This is a genomic window from Pseudomonas sp. LS_2 (assembly GCF_042709235.1).
In the GTDB taxonomy this organism is placed as follows: Bacteria; Pseudomonadota; Gammaproteobacteria; order Pseudomonadales; family Pseudomonadaceae; genus Aquipseudomonas.
The window spans coordinates 154,289-172,265 of record NZ_JAVAYC010000001.1 but is presented as its reverse complement, the minus strand read 5'-3'; the positions used below and the strand labels follow the sequence as shown (position 1 = coordinate 172,265).

General features: G+C 64.9%; 14 protein-coding genes. 1 reads left to right on the top strand and 13 read right to left on the bottom strand.

Going from position 1 to position 17,977, the window contains the following annotated elements:
- Positions 1-66 precede the first annotated feature (66 nt).
- Entirely contained in the window at positions 67-1,983 is a 1,917-nt protein-coding gene (locus tag RAC97_RS00765) for a methyl-accepting chemotaxis protein (RefSeq protein ID WP_375099701.1), read from the top strand.
- Between the two features lie 108 nt (positions 1,984-2,091).
- On the opposite strand, the gene RAC97_RS00760 is transcribed toward RAC97_RS00765, so the two are convergent.
- The 13 genes from RAC97_RS00760 to RAC97_RS00700 form a co-directional block, all read right to left on the bottom strand.
- The gene (locus RAC97_RS00760; protein WP_375099742.1) at positions 2,092-2,826 is read right to left on the bottom strand and encodes an amino acid ABC transporter ATP-binding protein; all 735 of its coding nucleotides are present in this window, start codon (positions 2,824-2,826) and stop codon (positions 2,092-2,094) included.
- Positions 2,819-3,781 carry an amino acid ABC transporter permease gene (locus RAC97_RS00755; protein ID WP_375099702.1) on the bottom strand — a complete coding sequence of 321 codons (963 nt, stop codon included), beginning with the start codon at positions 3,779-3,781 and terminating at the stop codon, positions 2,819-2,821. Before RAC97_RS00755 ends, RAC97_RS00760 begins: the two co-directional genes overlap by 8 nt.
- A 78-nt stretch (positions 3,782-3,859) precedes the next feature.
- Positions 3,860-4,657 (bottom strand): transporter substrate-binding domain-containing protein, encoded by a 798-nt coding sequence (locus tag RAC97_RS00750; RefSeq protein ID WP_375099743.1) that lies wholly within the window; start codon positions 4,655-4,657, stop codon positions 3,860-3,862.
- A 248-nt stretch (positions 4,658-4,905) separates the two neighbouring features.
- A complete protein-coding gene (gene mdoH / locus RAC97_RS00745; protein WP_375099703.1) occupies positions 4,906-7,479 on the bottom strand; it encodes a glucans biosynthesis glucosyltransferase MdoH in 2,574 nt (857 codons plus the stop codon).
- On the bottom strand, positions 7,472-9,205 hold the full coding sequence (locus tag RAC97_RS00740; RefSeq protein WP_375099704.1) for a glucan biosynthesis protein G: 1,734 nt from the start codon (positions 9,203-9,205) through the stop codon (positions 7,472-7,474). The genes mdoH and RAC97_RS00740 overlap by 8 nt, the downstream gene beginning before the upstream one ends.
- Before the next feature lie 262 nt (positions 9,206-9,467).
- The gene (gene dtd / locus RAC97_RS00735) at positions 9,468-9,905 is read right to left on the bottom strand and encodes a D-aminoacyl-tRNA deacylase (protein ID WP_375099705.1); all 438 of its coding nucleotides are present in this window, start codon (positions 9,903-9,905) and stop codon (positions 9,468-9,470) included.
- Entirely contained in the window at positions 9,902-10,873 is a 972-nt protein-coding gene (pip, locus tag RAC97_RS00730) for a prolyl aminopeptidase (protein ID WP_375099706.1), read from the bottom strand. Before pip ends, dtd begins: the two co-directional genes overlap by 4 nt.
- Before the next feature lie 299 nt (positions 10,874-11,172).
- Positions 11,173-11,976: an N-formylglutamate deformylase gene (gene hutG / locus RAC97_RS00725; protein WP_375099707.1), complete on the bottom strand. Its 804-nt coding sequence runs from the start codon at positions 11,974-11,976 to the stop codon at positions 11,173-11,175.
- A gap of 10 nt (positions 11,977-11,986) precedes the next feature.
- Positions 11,987-13,192 (bottom strand): imidazolonepropionase, encoded by a 1,206-nt coding sequence (gene hutI, locus RAC97_RS00720; RefSeq protein ID WP_375099708.1) that lies wholly within the window; start codon positions 13,190-13,192, stop codon positions 11,987-11,989.
- A gap of 11 nt (positions 13,193-13,203) precedes the next feature.
- Positions 13,204-14,736 carry a histidine ammonia-lyase gene (hutH, locus tag RAC97_RS00715; RefSeq protein WP_375099709.1) on the bottom strand — a complete coding sequence of 511 codons (1,533 nt, stop codon included), beginning with the start codon at positions 14,734-14,736 and terminating at the stop codon, positions 13,204-13,206.
- A gap of 24 nt (positions 14,737-14,760) precedes the next feature.
- A complete protein-coding gene (hutH, locus tag RAC97_RS00710) occupies positions 14,761-16,284 on the bottom strand; it encodes a histidine ammonia-lyase (protein ID WP_375099710.1) in 1,524 nt (507 codons plus the stop codon).
- A gap of 9 nt (positions 16,285-16,293) precedes the next feature.
- Complete coding sequence (locus tag RAC97_RS00705; protein WP_375099711.1) at positions 16,294-17,124, bottom strand: glycine betaine/L-proline ABC transporter ATP-binding protein; 831 nt, start codon at positions 17,122-17,124, stop codon at positions 16,294-16,296.
- Complete coding sequence (locus RAC97_RS00700; protein ID WP_375099712.1) at positions 17,121-17,972, bottom strand: ABC transporter permease; 852 nt, start codon at positions 17,970-17,972, stop codon at positions 17,121-17,123. Before RAC97_RS00700 ends, RAC97_RS00705 begins: the two co-directional genes overlap by 4 nt.
- Between the last annotated feature and the right edge of the window lie 5 nt (positions 17,973-17,977).

Genomic DNA, 17,977 nt, shown 5'->3' with positions numbered 1-17,977 from the left:
CCGGCAAGCCGATGGCCTTTGCAACATAAGAAAAATGGCTTCACGGCGTTACCAAGGGGAGTTGCTATGTACAGGTGGTTTGCCCAGACACTGGGAAATATGAGCGTCAATCGCAAGCTGGGGATGGGCTTCGGCCTGGTATTGCTGTTGACCCTGGCGATCACCGCCACGGGCTGGAGCGGCGTGGACAGCGTGATAGCCCGTGGCGACAAGCTGGGCAATATCTCGGTAATTCTCGAATACAGCCAGGAGCTGCGCATCGCCCGGCAGCAGTTCGAGCGTAACCGCGACGAAGCCTCGATGGCCGAGCTGGAAAAAGCGCTGCGCCAGCTCGACGCGCAGGTACAGATGATGTTCGGCCAGATCGAGCAACCCCAGGACCACCAACGCTTGGAGCAACAACGCGAGGCGGTGCGCCAGTACCAGCAGGCGTTTACCGAAATCAGACAGGCCAACCAGCGCCGTGAAGCGGCCCGGGCCATGCTCGGCGACACGGCCGACAAGGCCGCCGACCTGCTCGGCAAGGTGCAGCAGCGCTTGATGCAAGCGGGCGATATCGCCCAATACCAGGAAGCCGTGCAGGCCAGCGCCCTGTTGCAACAGGCACGCTTCCAGGTGCGCGGCTACACCTACAGTGGCAAGGCCGAGTTCCAGCAGACTGCCCTGAACGCCATCGACCAGTCACTCGCCGTGCTCAAGACCCTGCCGACCAAGGTTCCCGCCGAATATGCCGCCAGCCTGGCCGACGCCGCTACGGCCATGGCCGGCTACCGTGACGCGGTGAACCAGTTCGGCGCAGCCCAGTCGAGCGCCGAACAGCTCCTGCAACGCATGGTCGCCCAGGGCCAGGTGCTGGTGGATACCAGCCAGCAGATGACCGAATCGCAGACCGGCGTGCGCAATGCCGGCGCCCAACAGGCCAAGACCGTGCTGGCCGGTGCCACCGCGCTGGCGCTGGTGCTGGGCCTGCTGGCCGCCTGGGTGATCACCCGGCAGATCGTCGTACCCCTGCGCCAGACCCTCACCGCCGCCGAACGCGTGGCCAGCGGCGACCTGAGCCAGGACCTGCTGGTGGAGCGTCGCGACGAGCTGGGTCAGTTGCAGGCCAGCATGCAGCGCATGACCATCGGCTTGCGCCAGCTGATCGGCGGGATCGGCGAAGGCGTGACGCAGATCGCCAGCGCCGCCGAAGAGCTTTCCGCGGTCACCGAGCAGACCAGCAGCGGGGTCAACAACCAGAAGGTCGAGACCGACCAGGTGGCCACCGCCATGAACCAGATGACCGCCACCGTGCACGAGGTCGCACGCAGCGCCGAACAGGCTTCGGAAGCGGCCCTGATGGCCGACCAGCAGGCACGCGAAGGTGACCGCGTGGTGGGCGAGGCAATCGCGCAGATCGAGCGCCTGGCCGGCGAGGTGGAGAATTCCAGCGAAGCGATGAACCAGCTCAAGGCCGAGAGCGACAAGATCGGCAGCGTGCTCGATGTAATCAAATCGGTGGCCCAGCAAACCAACCTGTTGGCCCTCAACGCCGCCATCGAGGCGGCCCGTGCCGGTGAGGCCGGGCGCGGTTTCGCGGTAGTCGCCGACGAAGTCCGCAGCCTGGCCCAGCGCACCCAGCAGTCCACCGAGGAAATCGAAGAGCTGATCGCCAGCCTGCAAAGCGGCACCCAGCGGGTAGCCAGCGTGATGGACAATAGCCGTGAGCTGACCGGAAGCAGTGTGGAACTGACCCGCCGCGCCGGCGGGTCGCTTGAGACCATCGCACACACGGTGTCGTCGATCCAGGCGATGAACCAGCAGATCGCCACGGCGGCGGAAGAACAGACAGCGGTAGCCGAGGAGATCAACCGCAGTGTGATGAACGTGCGGGATATTTCCGAGCAGACCTCGGCGGCAAGCGAGCAGACGGCCAGCTCCAGCGTTGAACTGGCGCGGTTGGGGACTCATCTGCAAGGGTTGGTGGCGCGGTTCAGGCTCTGAGCCGACATCTGCGTCGCCTGCTCCTGCAGGTTCACCGCCGCTGGGCGCTGTACCTGTAGGAGCGGGCTCGCCCGCGAGCACCGGCCAAGCCGGTGCCATTCACCGCTGTTAAAGCACCTGCCGCAAGAACGCCTGGGCGCGGGGATCCTTCGGCGAGGCGAAGAACTCGCTGGGCGCCGAGTCTTCCAGCAGCTTGCCGTGATCGAAGAACAGCACGCGGTCCGCCACTTCCCGGGCAAAGCCCATCTCGTGGGTCACGCAGACCATGGTCATGCCTTCCTGGGCCAGGGTCTTCATCACGTCCAGCACCTCGCCGACCATCTCCGGGTCCAGCGCCGAGGTGGGCTCGTCGAACAGCATCACCTTCGGATCCATCGCCAGGGCCCGAGCGATCGCCACGCGCTGCTGCTGGCCGCCAGAGAGCCGCGATGGGTACTCGTTGGCCTTCTGGCCGATACCCACCTTCTCCAGCAACGCCCGCGCCTTGGCCTCGCGCTCGGCCTTGTTGCGCTTGCGCACCACCTTCTGCGCCAGGCACAGGTTCTCGAGCACGGTCATGTGCGGGAACAGGTTGAAATGCTGGAACACCATGCCGACTTCGCGACGGTAGGCGTTGATATCGGTCTTGGGGTCGTCCAGGCGCAGACCGTCGATAGACACATGCCCATCGTCGAAATGCTCGAGGCCATTGAGGCAACGCAGGAAGGTCGACTTGCCCGAGCCCGAAGGGCCCAGCACCACTACGACTTCGCCCTTGGCCACCTGGGTGGTGACCTTGTCCACCGCGCGAACCACATGGCCACGGGTGTCGAAGACTTTCAACAGGTCACGGACTTCAATCACTTTGCGCAAGCCTCCGCTCGAGCCGGCTGGCGATGTGCGACAGCGGCAGGTTGATCAGCAGGTACAGGCCCGCCACGCAGAACCAGATCTCGAAGGTCGAGAACGACGTGGTAATGGCCTCGCGGCCGCTCTTGGTCAGCTCGGTGATGGCGATCACCGACACCAGCGAAGTGTCCTTGACCAAGCTGATGAACTGCCCGGCCAGCGGCGGCAGCACGCGCTTGAACGCCTGCGGCAGGATCACGTGGCGCATCGACTGCGCACCGTTCAGGCCGAGCGAGCGCGCCGCCTCGTTCTGTCCCTTGGCGATGGACTGCACGCCGGCACGCACGATCTCGGCCACATAGGCGCCCGTGAACAGCGCCAGCGCCGCCACCCCGGCGAATTCGCGGGAGAGGTTGAGCACGGTGCCGATGAAGAAGTAGAAGATGAAAATCTGCACCAACAGCGGCGTACCGCGCACCAGCTCGACATACACAGTGGACAGGTCGCGCAGGGTCGGGTTGCTCGACAGCCGGCAGAGCCCGGCGAACAGGCCGATCGCCAGGCCCAGCGCACCGGACACCACGGAAATCCACAAGGTGGTCCAAAGGCCCCAGGCCAGTGGGCCTGCAGCCCAGTGGCGGGTAACGCCGATCGCGTCGCCCTCGGCAACATCGTCACCGCGGCTCAGTTGCAGGCTGTCCTTGACCACTTCCAGCACCTGCTGGTCGCCGTCTTCGTCCTTGAGGGTGACACGTGCGGTGTCACCGGACACGACGATCTCCTCGACCGTGCCGTAGCCTGCCGCGCGCTGCACGTCCTCGGCCTTGTAGGCGAAGTACTGCGGCACGCGGTTCCAGCGCCACTCGTAGGAAATCATCGAGGTGGCCATGTACAGGCTGAATGCCAGGCCGACCAGGACCAGCGCGGTCAGCGCGTGCCAGGGCCACTGGGCTTTCTTGTGTTTGATCACGTGGGTGCTTCCAGTAAATGCGAACGCGCAGGGGTTGCCTGCGCGTCGGGGTCAGTGCCTGGGCGTGTAGCCTGGGCCTTATTCCATGTCCTTCAGCCAGTCCTTGTTCTTGAACCACTTGTCGTGGATACGATCGTAGGTCCCGTCATGCTTGATCTGGTGCAGGAAGTTGTTGATGAAGTTGAGGCTGTCGTAGTCGCCTTTCTTCAGGCCGAAGGCCAGTGGCTCGAAGGTGAAGGGCTCCTCCAGGAACACCAGCTTGCCAGCGCCGGCCTTCTCGATGGCCACAACGTTGTAGGGCGCGTCGTAGACGAAGGCGTCGGCCTTGCCGTTGACCACGTCCATCACCCCTTCCTGCTCGTTGTCGTAGCCGTGGTACTTGGCTTTGCTGATGAGCTTCTTGGCGACCATCTCACCGGTGGTGCCCAGCTTGGAGGTGATGCGGTACTTCTCGTTGTTCAGGTCCTTGTACGACTTGATCTCGCCCGCCAGCTCCTTGCGGATCAGCAGGGTCTGGCCCACGACGATGAAGGGTTCGCTGAAGTTCAGGCGCAGGTTGCGTTCCTGGGTCAGGGTCATGCCGCTGCCGATCATGTCGAACTTGTCGGTCAGCAGGGCCGGGATGATGCCGTCGTAGGCGGTGGAAACGGTTTCCAGCTTGACGTTCATCGACTTGGCCATGGCCTTGAGGATGTCCACTTCGAAGCCGACGATCTCGCCGCGCTTGTTGGTCATCTGGAACGGCATGTAGGTTGGGTCCATGCCTACACGCAGGGTGCCGCGCTTGACTGCATCGTCGATAGCGCCGGCCTGGGCGGTCGCAACGGCGACCAGCGCAGTGACGCCGAGCATCATGCCCGACAGGAATTTCTTCATCATCACCAGATCCCCTAGCAAGAAGTACGCAAAGTATTATTTTTTTGCACGATCGTTCCGACCGGTGCGTTATGTCGGGGGGGATGCTAACGCATGCGCGGCCCTGCACCTAGAGCCGGAGGGGACTTTGTTGGCCAAAAATCACTGTGCCGCAAAAAGCATCGCGGGCAAGCCCGCTCCTACAAGGTTCACAGCGATCCTGTAGGAGCGGGCTTGTCGGGGCGCCGAACCGCCGCGAATGCGATCGGTCAGGCGCCTGCGAGAGCGGGCTGCGCCTCATTCTCCGGATGCAATGGCAACAGCGGCGAGTGCGGGTCGCTGGTGATGGAGTTGCGCCATACCTTGATCCACGCCTCGTGGCCCTCGGCCCACACCTGCTCATGCAGGCGCGACAATGCCACCGGGTCGCTGAGCAGGGCCAGCTTGGTATTGCCATCCACACCCTTCGGCCCCGCCTCCAGGGCCTTGGCGATGCGCTCGGCACGCAGCGCCTCGATTGGCGCAGCCTGGCCGTGGCGAGCGGTACCCATGGCGCAAGCCAGGGCGTTCTGCCGCGGGTCGACCACGGCACGAACGAAGCCTTCCTTCATCGCGTGCCAGCGGTTCTCGTGGGTGTACTGGTCGGTGGCCAGCAGTTCGTGGGGCGTGGCGTATTCCTCGGGAATCAGGAACAGCTTCTCGTCCTTGGCCCGCAGGCCCAGGCGCACGCGGCTGGAAATCACCGACACCGGGATCGACAACACAAGCGAACCCACGATAGGCGCCAGCCACCACAGGAAGCTCGGGTTCAACCACGCCACCAGTGCAGCCCAGGCAATACCCAGCAGGGTCTGTGGGCCATGGCGACGGACGGCCTCGCTCCACGGGGTGGAGTCGTCGTCACGCTGCGGCGAGTTCCAGGTTGCGGCCCAACCGAGGAACGCGGCCAGCACGAAGCGGGTGTGGAAGATCATCCGTACTGGCGCCAGCAGCATGGAGAACAGCATCTCCAGCAGCATCGACAGGGTCACCTTGAAGCGACCGCCGAACTCGGTTGCGCCCTTGGCCCAGATGAGGATGACGCTGAGCAGCTTGGGCAGGAACAGCAGCACGATGGTCGTGGAGAACAGGGCGATAGCCTTCTCCGGGTGCCACTGCGGCCATAGCGGGTAGAGCTGGAACGGCTCGACGAAGTACTGCGGCTCCATCAACGTGTTGGTCGCCAGCAGCGCGGTCGACAACACCAGGAACAGGAACCACAGAGGCGCCGACAGGTACGACATCACGCCGGTGAGAAACACCGCGCGGTGCACCGGGTGCATGCCCTTGACCAGGAACAGCCGGAAGTTCATCAGGTTGCCGTGGCACCAGCGGCGGTCGCGCTTGAGCTCATCGAGCAGGTTCGGCGGCAGTTCTTCGTAGCTGCCCGGCAGGTCGTAGGCGATCCACACGCCCCAGCCGGCACGGCGCATCAGCGCAGCCTCGACGAAGTCGTGGGAGAGGATCGCGCCGGCGAACGCGCCTTTGCCCGGCAACGGCGCCAGGGCGCAGTGCTCGATGAACGGCTTCATGCGGATGATCGCGTTGTGGCCCCAGTAATGCGATTCGCCCAGCTGCCAGAAGTGCAGGCCGGCGGTGAACAGCGGGCCGTACACACGGGTGGCGAACTGTTGCAGACGCGCATAGAGGGTGTCCATGCCCGAAGCCTTGGGCCCGGTCTGGATGATGCCTGCGTCGGGGTTGGCCTCCATCAGGCGTACCAGGCTGGTCAGGCATTCGCCGCTCATCACGCTGTCGGCGTCGAGCACGACCATGTACTTGTATTCACCCCCCCAGCGACGGCAGAAGTCGTCGAGGTTGCCGCTCTTGCGCTTCACGCGGCGCCGACGGCGGCGGTAGAAGATGCGCCCGAAGCCCTTGGCCTCACGGCACACCTCCAGCCAAGCCTGTTGCTCGGCGACAGCGATGTCGCTGTCGTTGGTGTCGCTGAGCACGAAGAAGTCGAAGCGGTCCAGGTCACCGGTCGCGGCAACCGACTCGAAGGTCGCGCGCAGGCCGGCGAACACCCGTGGCACGTCCTCGTTGCAGATCGGCATGACGATGGCGGTACGTGCATCGCTGGCGATCGGCTCGTTGCCGGCACTGCTGCCGGAAATCTTGTACTTGTCGCGCCCGGTGAGCAGCTCGAGGAAGCCCATCAGCGCAGTCCAGAAGCCCGCCGACACCCAGCAGAAGAGGATACCGAAGAGGATCAGGATGGAGGTTTGCAGGGCGTAGGGCCAGACCTGCACGACCGTGTCCCAGAGGGGTTGGTTGGCCACCTCGTCGAAGTCGACGAACGACCAGCCCTGGTACGGCAGAATGCCCTTCATGTACCAGCCGGCCACGGCGGTCTGGCCGATCATCAGCAACAGCAGGATATAGCGGCGCATCGAGCCGACCCAGCGCCAGCGCGCCGGCGGCAACTCGCGCTTGGGCGGCTGCGGGGCGTTGGGTCGGCCAGTCATGCGGCGCCACATGCGCACCAGAATGTTGGTGCGCCATGGCTCTGGCAGCACCTTGGTACGCTTGATGGGCGGGGCGATCTTCAGGCACAGCCGACCGCTACCGTCGACGGCAAGCATCTCGGCGTCTTCCAGCTCGGCGGCAGTGCCTACGGTAAGGCGCGGGCCTACCGAGGCCTGGGTGGCCTCGGCAGGGCTGGCGACCGGTTGGGCCGCCAGGCGTTGGTGCAGCTCGCTGAACGAGGCGCAGCTGGCGAGTTCCGCGCGCTGCTCATCGCTCAGTGGGAGGTGGGCCAGGTATTCGCCAAGCGATTCCGGCCTTGGGCTTGAGTTACTCATCGGCAGGCAACTGATAGCTCCAGGTCTCGGTCAGCACTTTTTCGGTGGTGGCCGGGGCCTCTTGGGTGGACGCCGCATCGGCGGCTGGTTGCTCGGCAGGTTTTTCCGCCTTGCCAGCCTTGGCGTGTTCAGCCTTGGCATGGGCGTGCTTGGTATCCTTGGCCGGGTTCGCTTCCTTCGGCGCCTCTACCGCTACGTCGCGCACCAGTGCGGCACGCATCTCGGTAGGTTTCTTCGGATCCTTCACCTTCATCCGCAGGGTCAGGCGCCAGCCCTTGATTTCAGGGTTGTAGCGCAGGTTGTTCTCGACCACTTCGGCGTTGTCGCCAACGCTGATCTGGCTGCGTACCGGGGTGTCCTCGGCCAGCGCGGCCAGGGCCGGGCCATTGAAGTCGACCAGGAAGGCTACGCTGCCGTCCGGCTGGCGGATCAGGTTGGACTGTTTGACGTCACCGGTCGAACGCAGGGTCTGCTTGACCCAGCCCAAGTCGGGAGCCTGGAACTTCGGTTCTTCGATGGTCCAGTGCTGACGGTAGTCGAACTCGAAGGGTTTGCCAGGCTCAGGCAGTTTCTCCGGGCTCCAGAAGGCAACGATGTTGTCGTTGGTCTCGTCGGCAGTGGGGATCTCCACCAGGTCGACGGTGCCCTTGCCCCAGTCGCCCTTGGGCTCGATCCAGGTGCTTGGGCGGCGCTGGTAGTTGTCGTCGAGGTCTTCGTAGTCGCTGAAGGCGCGCTGGCGCTGCATCAGGCCGAAACCACGCGGGTTCTCGACGCTGAAGTTGCTCACGGCCAGGTGTTTCGGGTTGTTCAGCGGACGCCACAGCCACTCGCCATTGCCGGCATGGATCGACAGGCCTTCGGAGTCATGCAGGGCCGGACGATAGTTCATGATGCGCGATGGCTGGTTGGGGCCGAACAGGTACATGCTGGTCAGCGGGGCAATGCCCAGTCGGCTGACGTTGTCACGCAGGAACACGCGCGACTTCACGTCTACGATGGTGTCGTTGGACGGGCGCACGGTCAGCTTGTAGGCGCCGGTAGCGCGCGGCGAGTCGAGCAGGGCGTAGATCACCAGGTGCTTGTCGGCAGGCTTTGGCTTTTCCACCCAGAACTCGGTGAAGCGCGGGAACTCTTCACCGGACGGCAGCGCGGTGTCGATGGCCAGGCCACGGGCCGACAGGCCATAGGCGTGGTTCTTGCCCACTACACGGAAATAGCTGGCGCCAAGCAGGGTCATGATTTCGTCCTGCTTGTCGGGCTTGTTGATCGGGTAGAGCACGCGGAAGCCGGCGTAGCCGAGGTTCTTGGTGGTCTCCGGGTCATGGGGCACGTCAGAGAAGGCGAAGCGGCTCGGGTCGTACTTGATTTCCTCGACCTTGGTCGCCGTCACTTCGTTGATCTTCACCGGCGTGTCGAAATGCATGCCCTGGTGATAGAAGGACAGCTTGAACGGGGTCTTGTCGTTCGCCCATTCGGCCTTCTCCTGCAGGAAGCGGATCTTCTGGTAGTCGGCATATTTCATGTCACGGAACACCGGAGGCAGGTTGCTCTTCGGTGCTTCGTACTTCTGGCCGGCCAGATCCTTTGCCTTGGCTGCAACATCGTCAAGATTGAATGCCCACAGCTGGCCTGCGTTCATCAGGCCAACCAGCGCTGCGCCTGCCAACAATGCCTTGCGCAGCCGACTGCCGGGGATTCTTGGTGCATTACAGGGACTTACAATCACGAGCAACCCTCGCCGAAAACAGATCATGAAACCAACGGCCAGCGACAAATGCCGGGTTGGCGAGCACTGTTCCGACCCCGTAAGGGCGCAATGATTCCCCAAACGGATCCAGACAATGCTCGAGTCAGAGTGAAACGAACCTGCGAACGCAGGTTCACGCAGCGCGCGATTATCCAGCAGGCCGCGCTACAACGCATCAGGCTGAACAAACTATTTATCGTACAAAACCCCTTGTTTTATACAAACAAGGGGTTTTTTGGGCTCATATTTGTAACATAAATGTTACCGGGCCATCATTGACCAGATGCACCTGCATGTCTGCCCCGAAGCGACCACTGGCAACGTCGGAATACTGACTGCTGGCTTGCGTCAAAAGGTAGTCGAAAAGCTCAACGCCCAAAGCAGGGGGAGCTGCCGTCGAGAAGCCTGGACGCATGCCGCTGCGCGTATCCGCCGCCAGGGTGAACTGCGACACCAGCAGCAGGCCGCCGCCTACATCCTTGAGCGACAGGTTCATCTTGCCTTGCGCGTCACTGAAGACCCGGTAGTTCAACAGCTTGTGCAACAGCTTGTCGGCATGTTCGCGGGAATCTTCAGGCTCGACCGCCACCAGCACCAATAAACCCTGGTCGATGGACCCGACAACTTCGCCATCGACCTCTACCCGCGCCTGCCGCACCCGTTGCAGCAGGCCCTTCATGCTTCTTCCAGGGGTAAATCGAGCAGGCGCCGGGCCATCTGGTCGGCGGCGCGTACCAGGGCATCGGTGATGCCCGGCTCGGAGGCCGCGTGGCCGGCGTCGCGAATCACCTTCAGTTCGCTGTTCGGCCAGGCCTGGTGCAGTTCCCAAGCGTTGTCCAACGGGCAGATCACGTCGTAGCGGCCATGCACGATCACCGCCGGCAGGTGGGCGATCTTGGGCATGTCGCGGATCAACTGGTCCGGCTCGAGGAAGGCATTGTTGGTGAAGTAATGGCATTCGATGCGAGCGATCGACAGCGCACGCTGCGGCTCGGAGAAGCGGTCGACCACCAGCGGGTTCGGACGCAGGGTAGCGGTGCGACCTTCCCAGGTGGACCACGCCTTCGCGGCGTGCATCTGGGCGATCTGGTCGTTGCCGGTCAGGCGCTTGTGGAAGGCCTTGACCAGGTCGCCGCGCTCCTCGGCGGGAATCGGCGCGATGTAGTCCTGCCAGTAGTCCGGGAACAGGCGGCTGGCGCCTTCCTGGTAGAACCAGTGGATCTCCTGCGGACGGCACAGGAAGATGCCGCGCAGGATCAGGCCGTGTACCCGCTCGGGGTGAGTCTGGGCGTAGGCCAGGGCCAGGGTGGAACCCCAGGAGCCGCCGAACAGCACCCACTTATCGATGCCCAGGTGCTCGCGGATACGCTCCAGGTCCTCGACCAGGTGCCAGGTGGTGTTGTTCTCCAGGCTCGCATGGGGTGTCGAGCGGCCGCAGCCGCGCTGGTCGAAGGTGATGATGCGGTACAGGTTGGGGTCGAAGTAGCAACGGCTCTGGGCGTCGCAGCCAGCACCCGGTCCACCGTGGATGAACACCACCGGCAGCCCCTCGGGCGAGCCACTTTCATCGACATACAACACATGGGGCGCTTCCACGGCCAGATCGTGCCGGGCGTAGGGTTTGATCTGCGGGTAGAGGGTCTGCATTGCGCACTCCGTGTGGGGATTTTATCTGCCGTTGGGCATCATAAACCTGAATCGTGCTTTGAGCATGTGTCTGTTCAGGCTTCGTGCATCCCGCCGTCTCGGCACCCCCCCATTAACAGTTGCACCCGGCGCCCCTGTGCGGCGCAGGGCTTCCTATTGCTGGAGGGAGGCTGCCGATCTTCGACCGCCGGCAGCGCCAGGTCGGGGGCATCGGCATCAGCGGCGCCACGCCCGAGCTGAACCGCGCCTCGCCGAAGCAGGCCTGGCGGCCTACGCGGCGTGCGAGACGTGCTGAGCGCTCAACACCCGTAGCGCGACCGCCCCCAGGCCAGCGCGCTTTGCAGCAGGGCGCGCAGTACCGCCTGGGTCGGCTGGGCAAGGTCCTGGCGATAGGCGAACGGCGCCACTTCTTCCATGTAGGTGCTTTGCGCCAGCTCCAACTGCACGGCATGGATGTGGTTGGCCGGGTCGCCGTAATGGCGGGTGATGTGCCCGCCCTTGAAGCGCCCGTTGAGCACATGGCTGTAGGCCGGCGCCTCGGCGCACACGGCCTCCAGCCGCTCGGCCAACTGCGGGTCGCAGCTGGCGCCATTGAAGGTGCCGAGGTTGAAGTCCGGCAGCTTGCCGTCGAACAGGTGGGGGATGACCGAGCGGATCGAGTGGGCATCCCACAGCAGCGCATAGCCGAACGTTTCGCGCAGGCGGTCGAGCTCACTGCGGATGGTTTCGTGATAGGGGCGCCAGACCTGCTCCAGATACCCTGCCCGCTCTTCGGCCGACGGCTCCAACCCCGGCTTGAACAGCGGCTCGCCCTCGAACAGCGTGGCGGGGTACAAGCCGGTGGTGGCGCCGGCATACAGCGGCTTGTCGTCGTCCGGGCGGTTGAGGTCGATGACGAAGCGCGAGTATTGCGCTGCCACCACGCTGGCACCCAGGCCCTGGGCGAAATCGTACAGCTGCGGAATGTGCCAGTCGGTGTCCGGCAGGCAGCGCGCAGCATCGACCAACCCATCGCGCACGGCAGGCGTCAGGCCCAATCCGGCGTGGGGCATGCTAACCAGCAGCGGCAGCGTGCCTTGGTGAAAACTCAAAACCTTGTCCATGACGCCTCGCTCAATTGGATATCTCATGGCCCAGGCGCACCACGCGCTTGGGCAGGTCGCCGCCAAGCCAGTAGGCCAGGTCGGCGGGGCGATCGATCTGCCAGGCGATGAAGTCGGCGACCTTGCCGGTTTCCAGAGAGCCGTGGCTGTCGCCCAGGCCCAACGCCGTGGCCGCGTGCACGGTGACGCCGGCCAGGGCTTCTTCCGGGGTCATGCGGAACAAGGTGCAGCCCATGTTCAGCATCAGGCGCAGCGACAGCACCGGCGAGGTGCCGGGGTTGAGGTCGCTGGCCAGGGCGATCTTCACGCCGTGGCGGCGCAGGGCATCCATCGGCGGCAATTGGGTTTCGCGCAGGAAATAGAACGCCCCCGGCAGCAATACCGCGACCGTGCCGGCCTTGGCCATGGCGATGGCATCCTCTTCGGTCATGAACTCCAGGTGGTCCGCCGACAGCGCCTGGTAGCGCGCGGCGAGGCTGGAGCCATGCAACGACGACAATTGCTCGGCGTGCAGCTTCACCGGCAGCCCCAGCTCATGGGCCTTGATGAACACCCGCTCGACCTGTGCCGGGGAAAACGCCAGGTGTTCGCAGAAGGCGTCCACGGCATCCACCAGCCCTTCCTCGGCCAGGGCCGGCAGCATGACGTCGCACACATGGCTGATGTAGTCGTCGGCGCGCCCGGCGAACTCCGGTGGCAAGGCGTGGGCGGCCAGGCAGGTGGTGCGCACCGTCAGCGGCAGTTCCTCGGCCAGGCGCCGCGCCACACGCAGCATCTTGCGTTCGTTGGCCAGGTCCAGGCCGTAGCCAGACTTGATCTCCAATACCGTCACACCATCGCGCAACAAGGCCTGCACGCGCAGGCGGGCGCTGGCCAGCAGCTCGTCCTCGCTGGCGGCACGGGTAGCGCGCACGGTGCTGGCGATACCGCCGCCCTGAGCCGCAATCTCGGCATAGCTCACGCCTTGCAGGCGCTGCTCGAACTCACCGCTGCGGTTACCGCCGAACACCGCATGGGTGTGGCAGTCGATCAGCCCCGGGGTGACCCAGGCGCCGCCCAGGTCGACCGTGCGGGTGAGCTCAGTGGCAGGCACGTCGGCCTGACGACCGATCCACTCGATCAGCCCACCGTTGGTGACGATCGCCGCATCCTCGATGATCGAATAGCTGCCCCCGGCCATGGTGGCCACGTGGCAGTGCTGCCAGAGGGTTCTCATAGCGTTCTCCATTACAGGCTCGGCAATACCCCGGCCATCAGCAGCCCGGTCAGGCGCCCTTCGGCCAACAGTTCGGTAGCCACCTCGATATCCGGGGCGAAGAAGCGGTCACGGTCGTAGTGCGGCACTTCGCGGCGCAGCACCTGGCGCGCCTGCTCCAGCTTGGCCGAGGTCTTCAGGCCTTCGCGCAGGTCCAGGCCCTGGCAGGCGCCAAGCCATTCGATGGCGAGCACGCCACGGGTGTTCTCGGCCATTTCCCACAGGCGCTTGCCGGCGGCCGGGGCCATCGACACGTGGTCTTCCTGGTTGGCCGAGGTCGGCAGGCTGTCGACGCTGTGCGGGTGCGACAAGGCCTTGTTCTCGCTGGCCAGGGCCGCCGCGGTGACCTGGGCGATCATGAAGCCGGAGTTGACCCCGCCGTTTTCCACCAGGAAAGGTGGCAGTTGCGACATGTGCTTATCCATCATCAGCGAGATGCGCCGCTCGCTCAGCGCGCCGATTTCGGCGATGGCCAGGGCGAGGTTGTCGGCGGCCATGGCCACGGGCTCGGCGTGGAAATTACCGCCGGAAATCACTTCGTCCTCGGCAGCGAACACCAGGGGGTTGTCCGACACCGCGTTGGACTCGATGGCCAGCACCTCGGCGGCCTGGCGCAGTTGGGTCAGGCAGGCGCCCATGACCTGCGGCTGGCAGCGCAGCGAGTAAGGGTCCTGCACCTTGCCGCAGTGCTTGTGCGACTGCGACACCTCGGTGGAGTCGCCCAGCAGGTCACGGAAACAGGCGGCGGTATCGATCTGCCCACGCTGGCCACGCACCTCGTGGATGCGCGCATCGAAGGGCGAACGCGAGCCCAGCGCGGCCTCGACGGTCAGGGCACCACACGCGATGGCGCCGGCGAACAGGTCTTCGGCCTGGAACAGCCCGCGCAGCGCGTAGGCGGTGGAGGCCTGGGTGCCGTTGAGCAGCGCCAGGCCCTCCTTGGCCGCCAGGGTCAACGGCTCCAGGCCCGCCACTGCCAGCGCTTCGCTGGCGGGCAGCCATTGCCCCTGGTAGCGCGCCTTGCCTTCCCCCAGCAGCACCAGCGACATATGCGCCAGCGGCGCAAGGTCGCCGGAGGCGCCCACCGAGCCCTTGAGCGGGATGTGCGGGTAGACCTCGGCGTTGACCAGGGCTATCAAGGCATCGATGACTTTGCGGCGGATGCCCGAGAAGCCACGGCTGAGGCTGTTGATCTTCAGCACCATGATCAGCCGCACCAGGGCGTCGTCCAGCGGCGCGCCGATACCGGCGGCATGTGACAGCACCAGCGAGCGTTGCAGGTTTTCCAGGTCATGGCTGGCGATGCGGGTCGAGGCCAGCAGGCCGAAACCGGTATTGATGCCGTAGGCCGTGCGGTCTTCGGCCAGAATGCGCTCCACGCACGCCACGCTGGCATCGATCGCAGCGCCAGCACTGGCGTCCAGTTGCAGGCGCAGCGGCGCCTGGTGGATACGGCGCAGCTCGGCCAGGGTCAGTTGGCCGGGCACCAGGTTGAACACTTCCATTTCCATGCTCCTTCTAATCATTGTTCAGTGCAGCGCCGCCAGCACAGGCTGCGGCAGCCGCGAATCTTTAAGCAGTGCTGCGGCGCGGGCGATGTCCGGCGCCAGCCAGCGGTCTTCCAGGTAGGCCGGCACCTGCTCGCGCAGCAGGCGCCAGGCGGCATCGGTGCCCACGCCGAAACGTTGCGCCTTGAGGAACTCGAACGCCTGGCCAGCCAGCAGATACTCGATGGCCAGCACCTGGGTGCAGTTCTCCAGCACCTGGTGCAGCTTGAGCGCGGCGTTGGTGCCCAGGCTCAGGTGGTCTTCCTGCAGGCCCGAGGTGACGTAGTTGTCGAGCACCGCCGGTTGCGCCAGCTGGCGGTTCTGCGCGCACAGCGAGGCGGCGACGTACTGCACGATCATCATTCCCGAGTTGACCCCGGGGTTGCTCACCAGAAACGCCGGCAGGCCGCTGACGTGCGGGTTGATGAGACGATCGAGGCGGCGCTCGGCGATCGAGCCGATCTCGGCCATGGCAATCGCCAGCAGGTCGGCGGCCATCGCCACCGACTGGCCATGGGGGTTGGCCTGGGACACCACCCGGAATTCTTCCGGGGTGCCCAGCAACAGCGGGTTGTCATTGGCGCCGTTGAGTTCGTTCTCCACCTGGCGCGCGGCGTGGGCCAGCTGGTCGCGTGCGGCGCCGTGCACCTGGGGAATGGAGCGGATGCTCAGGGCATCCTGGGTACGAATGCCTTTGCTCGAGGCGATCACCTCGCTGCCGAACAACAGGCCGCGCAGGTTCTCGCTGACTATTTGCATGCCGGGGTGCGGCTTGAGCGCGATGATCTCGGGGTCGAACGCGTCGATCTGCCCGCGCTGGGCCTCGAAGCTCATGGCGCCGATCACATCGGCCCACTGCAGCAGGCGCGTGGCGTCGTCCAGCGCCAGGCAGGCCAGGCCGGTCATGCACGGCGTGCCGTTGACCAGACACAAGCCGTCCTTGGCCCCCAGCGCCACCGGGGCCAGCCCTTCGGCGGCCATGGCCTCGCTAGCCTCGACGATACGCCCGCGATAACTGACCTTGCCCACGCCGAGCAAGCACACGCCCACATGGGCCATATGGGTGAGGTAGCCCACTGAACCCTGGGACGGCACCTGTGGGGTGATACCCCGCTCGAGCAGCGCCAGCAACGCCTCGACCACCCCGCGTTGCACGCCGGACTTGCCATGGCTGTAGTTCACGATGGCGGCGCAGATGATCGCCCGGGTCTGCTCGTCGGGCAGCGCCGGGCCTACGCCGCAGGCATGACTGAGCAGGGTATTGCGCGACAGCGCGCTGAGCTGCTCGCCCTTGAGCGAAACGTTGCACAGCGCGCCGAGCCCGGTGTTCACGCCATAGGCGCGCTCGCCGCTGTCGACGATGCGCCGCACGATGGCCTGGGCGTTGTCGATACGCGCCCACACCACCGGTGCCAGTTGCAGCTGCGCGCCATGGCGGGCCACGGCGGCGACGTCCTGCCAACGCACCTGGGCATCGGTGATCACGACAGTTTCAGGTTGCGACATGACGGCCCCTTACACGGCAACAGCGCGGCGCTGGACGAAGCGGTCGACGTATTCGTCGGCCGGCGAGTGGAGGATTTCCTGCGGGGTGCCGACCTGGATCAGGCGCCCGTCCTTGAGGATGGCGATGCGGTTGCCGATGCGCACGGCTTCGTCCAGGTCATGGGTGATGAACACGATGGTCTTGTGCAGGGTCTTTTGCAGTTCCAGCAGCTGGTCCTGCATCTCGGCGCGGATCAGCGGGTCAAGGGCGCTGAAGGCCTCGTCCATGAGGATGATGTCGGTGTCCGCTGCCAGCGCCCGGGCCAGGCCTACGCGCTGGCGCATGCCGCCGGACAACTGGTGCGGGTACTTCTTCTCGTAGCCCTTCAGGCCCACGGTCTCGATCCATTGCTGGGCGCGCTGGGCGCACAGCTCCTTGCTCTCGCCACGCACCTTCAGGCCGTAGGCGACGTTGTCCAGCACGTTGCGGTGCGGCAGCAGGCCGAAGCTCTGGAACACCATGCTGATCTTGCGTCGGCGAAATGCGCGCAGGGCATCCATGTCGTACTGCAGGATGTCCTCGCCATCCACCAGGATCTGCCCGCTGGTGGGGTCGATCAGGCGGTTGAAGTGGCGCACCAGGGTGGACTTGCCCGAGCCCGAGAGGCCCATGATGACAAAGATCTCGCCGCTGCCGATCGACAGCGACAGGTCATTGACCCCCACTACGCAGCCGGTCTGCGCCAGCACCTGTTCCTTGCTGTGCTGTTGACCGATCAATTGCAGGGCTTCTGCGGCGCGCTCACCGAAAATCTTGTAGACGTTCTTCACTTCGATCTTGCTGATCGCCTGCGTGCTCATTTGCTCACCTCATGCCTTGGCCGACCGTAGGCCTGGGTAATGCGGTCGATCACCACCGCGAGAATCACGATCGCCAGGCCCGCTTCCAGGCCACGACCGACGTTCAGGGTCTGGATACCCACCAGCACGTCTTCGCCCAGGCCACGGGCACCGATCATCGAGGCAATCACTACCATCGACAGGGCCATCATGGTGGTCTGGTTGATGCCGGCCATGATGCTCGGCAGCGCCAGCGGCAACTGCACGCCGAACAGTTGCTGCCAGCGGTTGGCGCCAAAGGCGTTGATCGCCTCCATCACCTCGCCGTCGACCTGGCGAATCCCCAGGTCGGTCAGGCGAATCAGCGGCGGCGCGGCGTAGATGACGGTGGCGAAGATCGCCGGCACCTTGCCCAGGCCGAACAGCATCAGCACCGGAATCAGGTACACGAAGCTGGGCATGGTCTGCATGATGTCCAGTAGCGGCATCAGCACCGCGCGCAGGCGGTTGCTGCGCGCCGAGAGGATGCCCAGCGGCACCCCTACCAGCACCGAGATGAAGGTGGCCACCAGCATCAGCGCCAGGGTCTGCATCAGCTTGTCCCACAGCCCCACGGCACCCACCAGGAACAGCAGGCCGATGATCACTGCGGTCGGCAGGATGCGCCGGGTGGCATGCCAGGCGATGATCCCGACCACCGCCAGCATCAGCCACCAGGGCGTGGCCCGCAGCAGGCCTTCGAGGTTGACGATGGCCCACAGCAGGGTGTCGGAGATGTGCCGGAACACATCGCCGTAGTTGGTGACCAGCGCATCGACCCAGCCATTGACCCAGTCGGCGATGGAAAACGTCAGGTTCTCAGGAAACATAGGCT

Bases quoted from the DNA above. Each gene is read 5' to 3' on its own strand.
- RAC97_RS00765 (WP_375099701.1), top strand. From the start codon at position 67: ATGTACAGGTGGTTTGCCCAGACACTGGGAAATATGAGCGTCAATCGC.
- RAC97_RS00750 (WP_375099743.1), bottom strand. From the start codon at position 4,657: ATGAAGAAATTCCTGTCGGGCATGATGCTCGGCGTCACTGCGCTGGTC.
- mdoH (WP_375099703.1), bottom strand. From the start codon at position 7,479: ATGAGTAACTCAAGCCCAAGGCCGGAATCGCTTGGCGAATACCTGGCC.
- dtd (WP_375099705.1), bottom strand. From the start codon at position 9,905: ATGAAGGGCCTGCTGCAACGGGTGCGGCAGGCGCGGGTAGAGGTCGAT.
- pip (WP_375099706.1), bottom strand. From the start codon at position 10,873: ATGCAGACCCTCTACCCGCAGATCAAACCCTACGCCCGGCACGATCTG.
- hutG (WP_375099707.1), bottom strand. From the start codon at position 11,976: ATGGACAAGGTTTTGAGTTTTCACCAAGGCACGCTGCCGCTGCTGGTT.
- hutI (WP_375099708.1), bottom strand. From the start codon at position 13,192: ATGAGAACCCTCTGGCAGCACTGCCACGTGGCCACCATGGCCGGGGGC.
- hutH (WP_375099709.1), bottom strand. From the start codon at position 14,736: ATGGAAGTGTTCAACCTGGTGCCCGGCCAACTGACCCTGGCCGAGCTG.
- hutH (WP_375099710.1), bottom strand. From the start codon at position 16,284: ATGTCGCAACCTGAAACTGTCGTGATCACCGATGCCCAGGTGCGTTGG.
- RAC97_RS00705 (WP_375099711.1), bottom strand. From the start codon at position 17,124: ATGAGCACGCAGGCGATCAGCAAGATCGAAGTGAAGAACGTCTACAAG.
- RAC97_RS00700 (WP_375099712.1), bottom strand. From the start codon at position 17,972: ATGTTTCCTGAGAACCTGACGTTTTCCATCGCCGACTGGGTCAATGGC.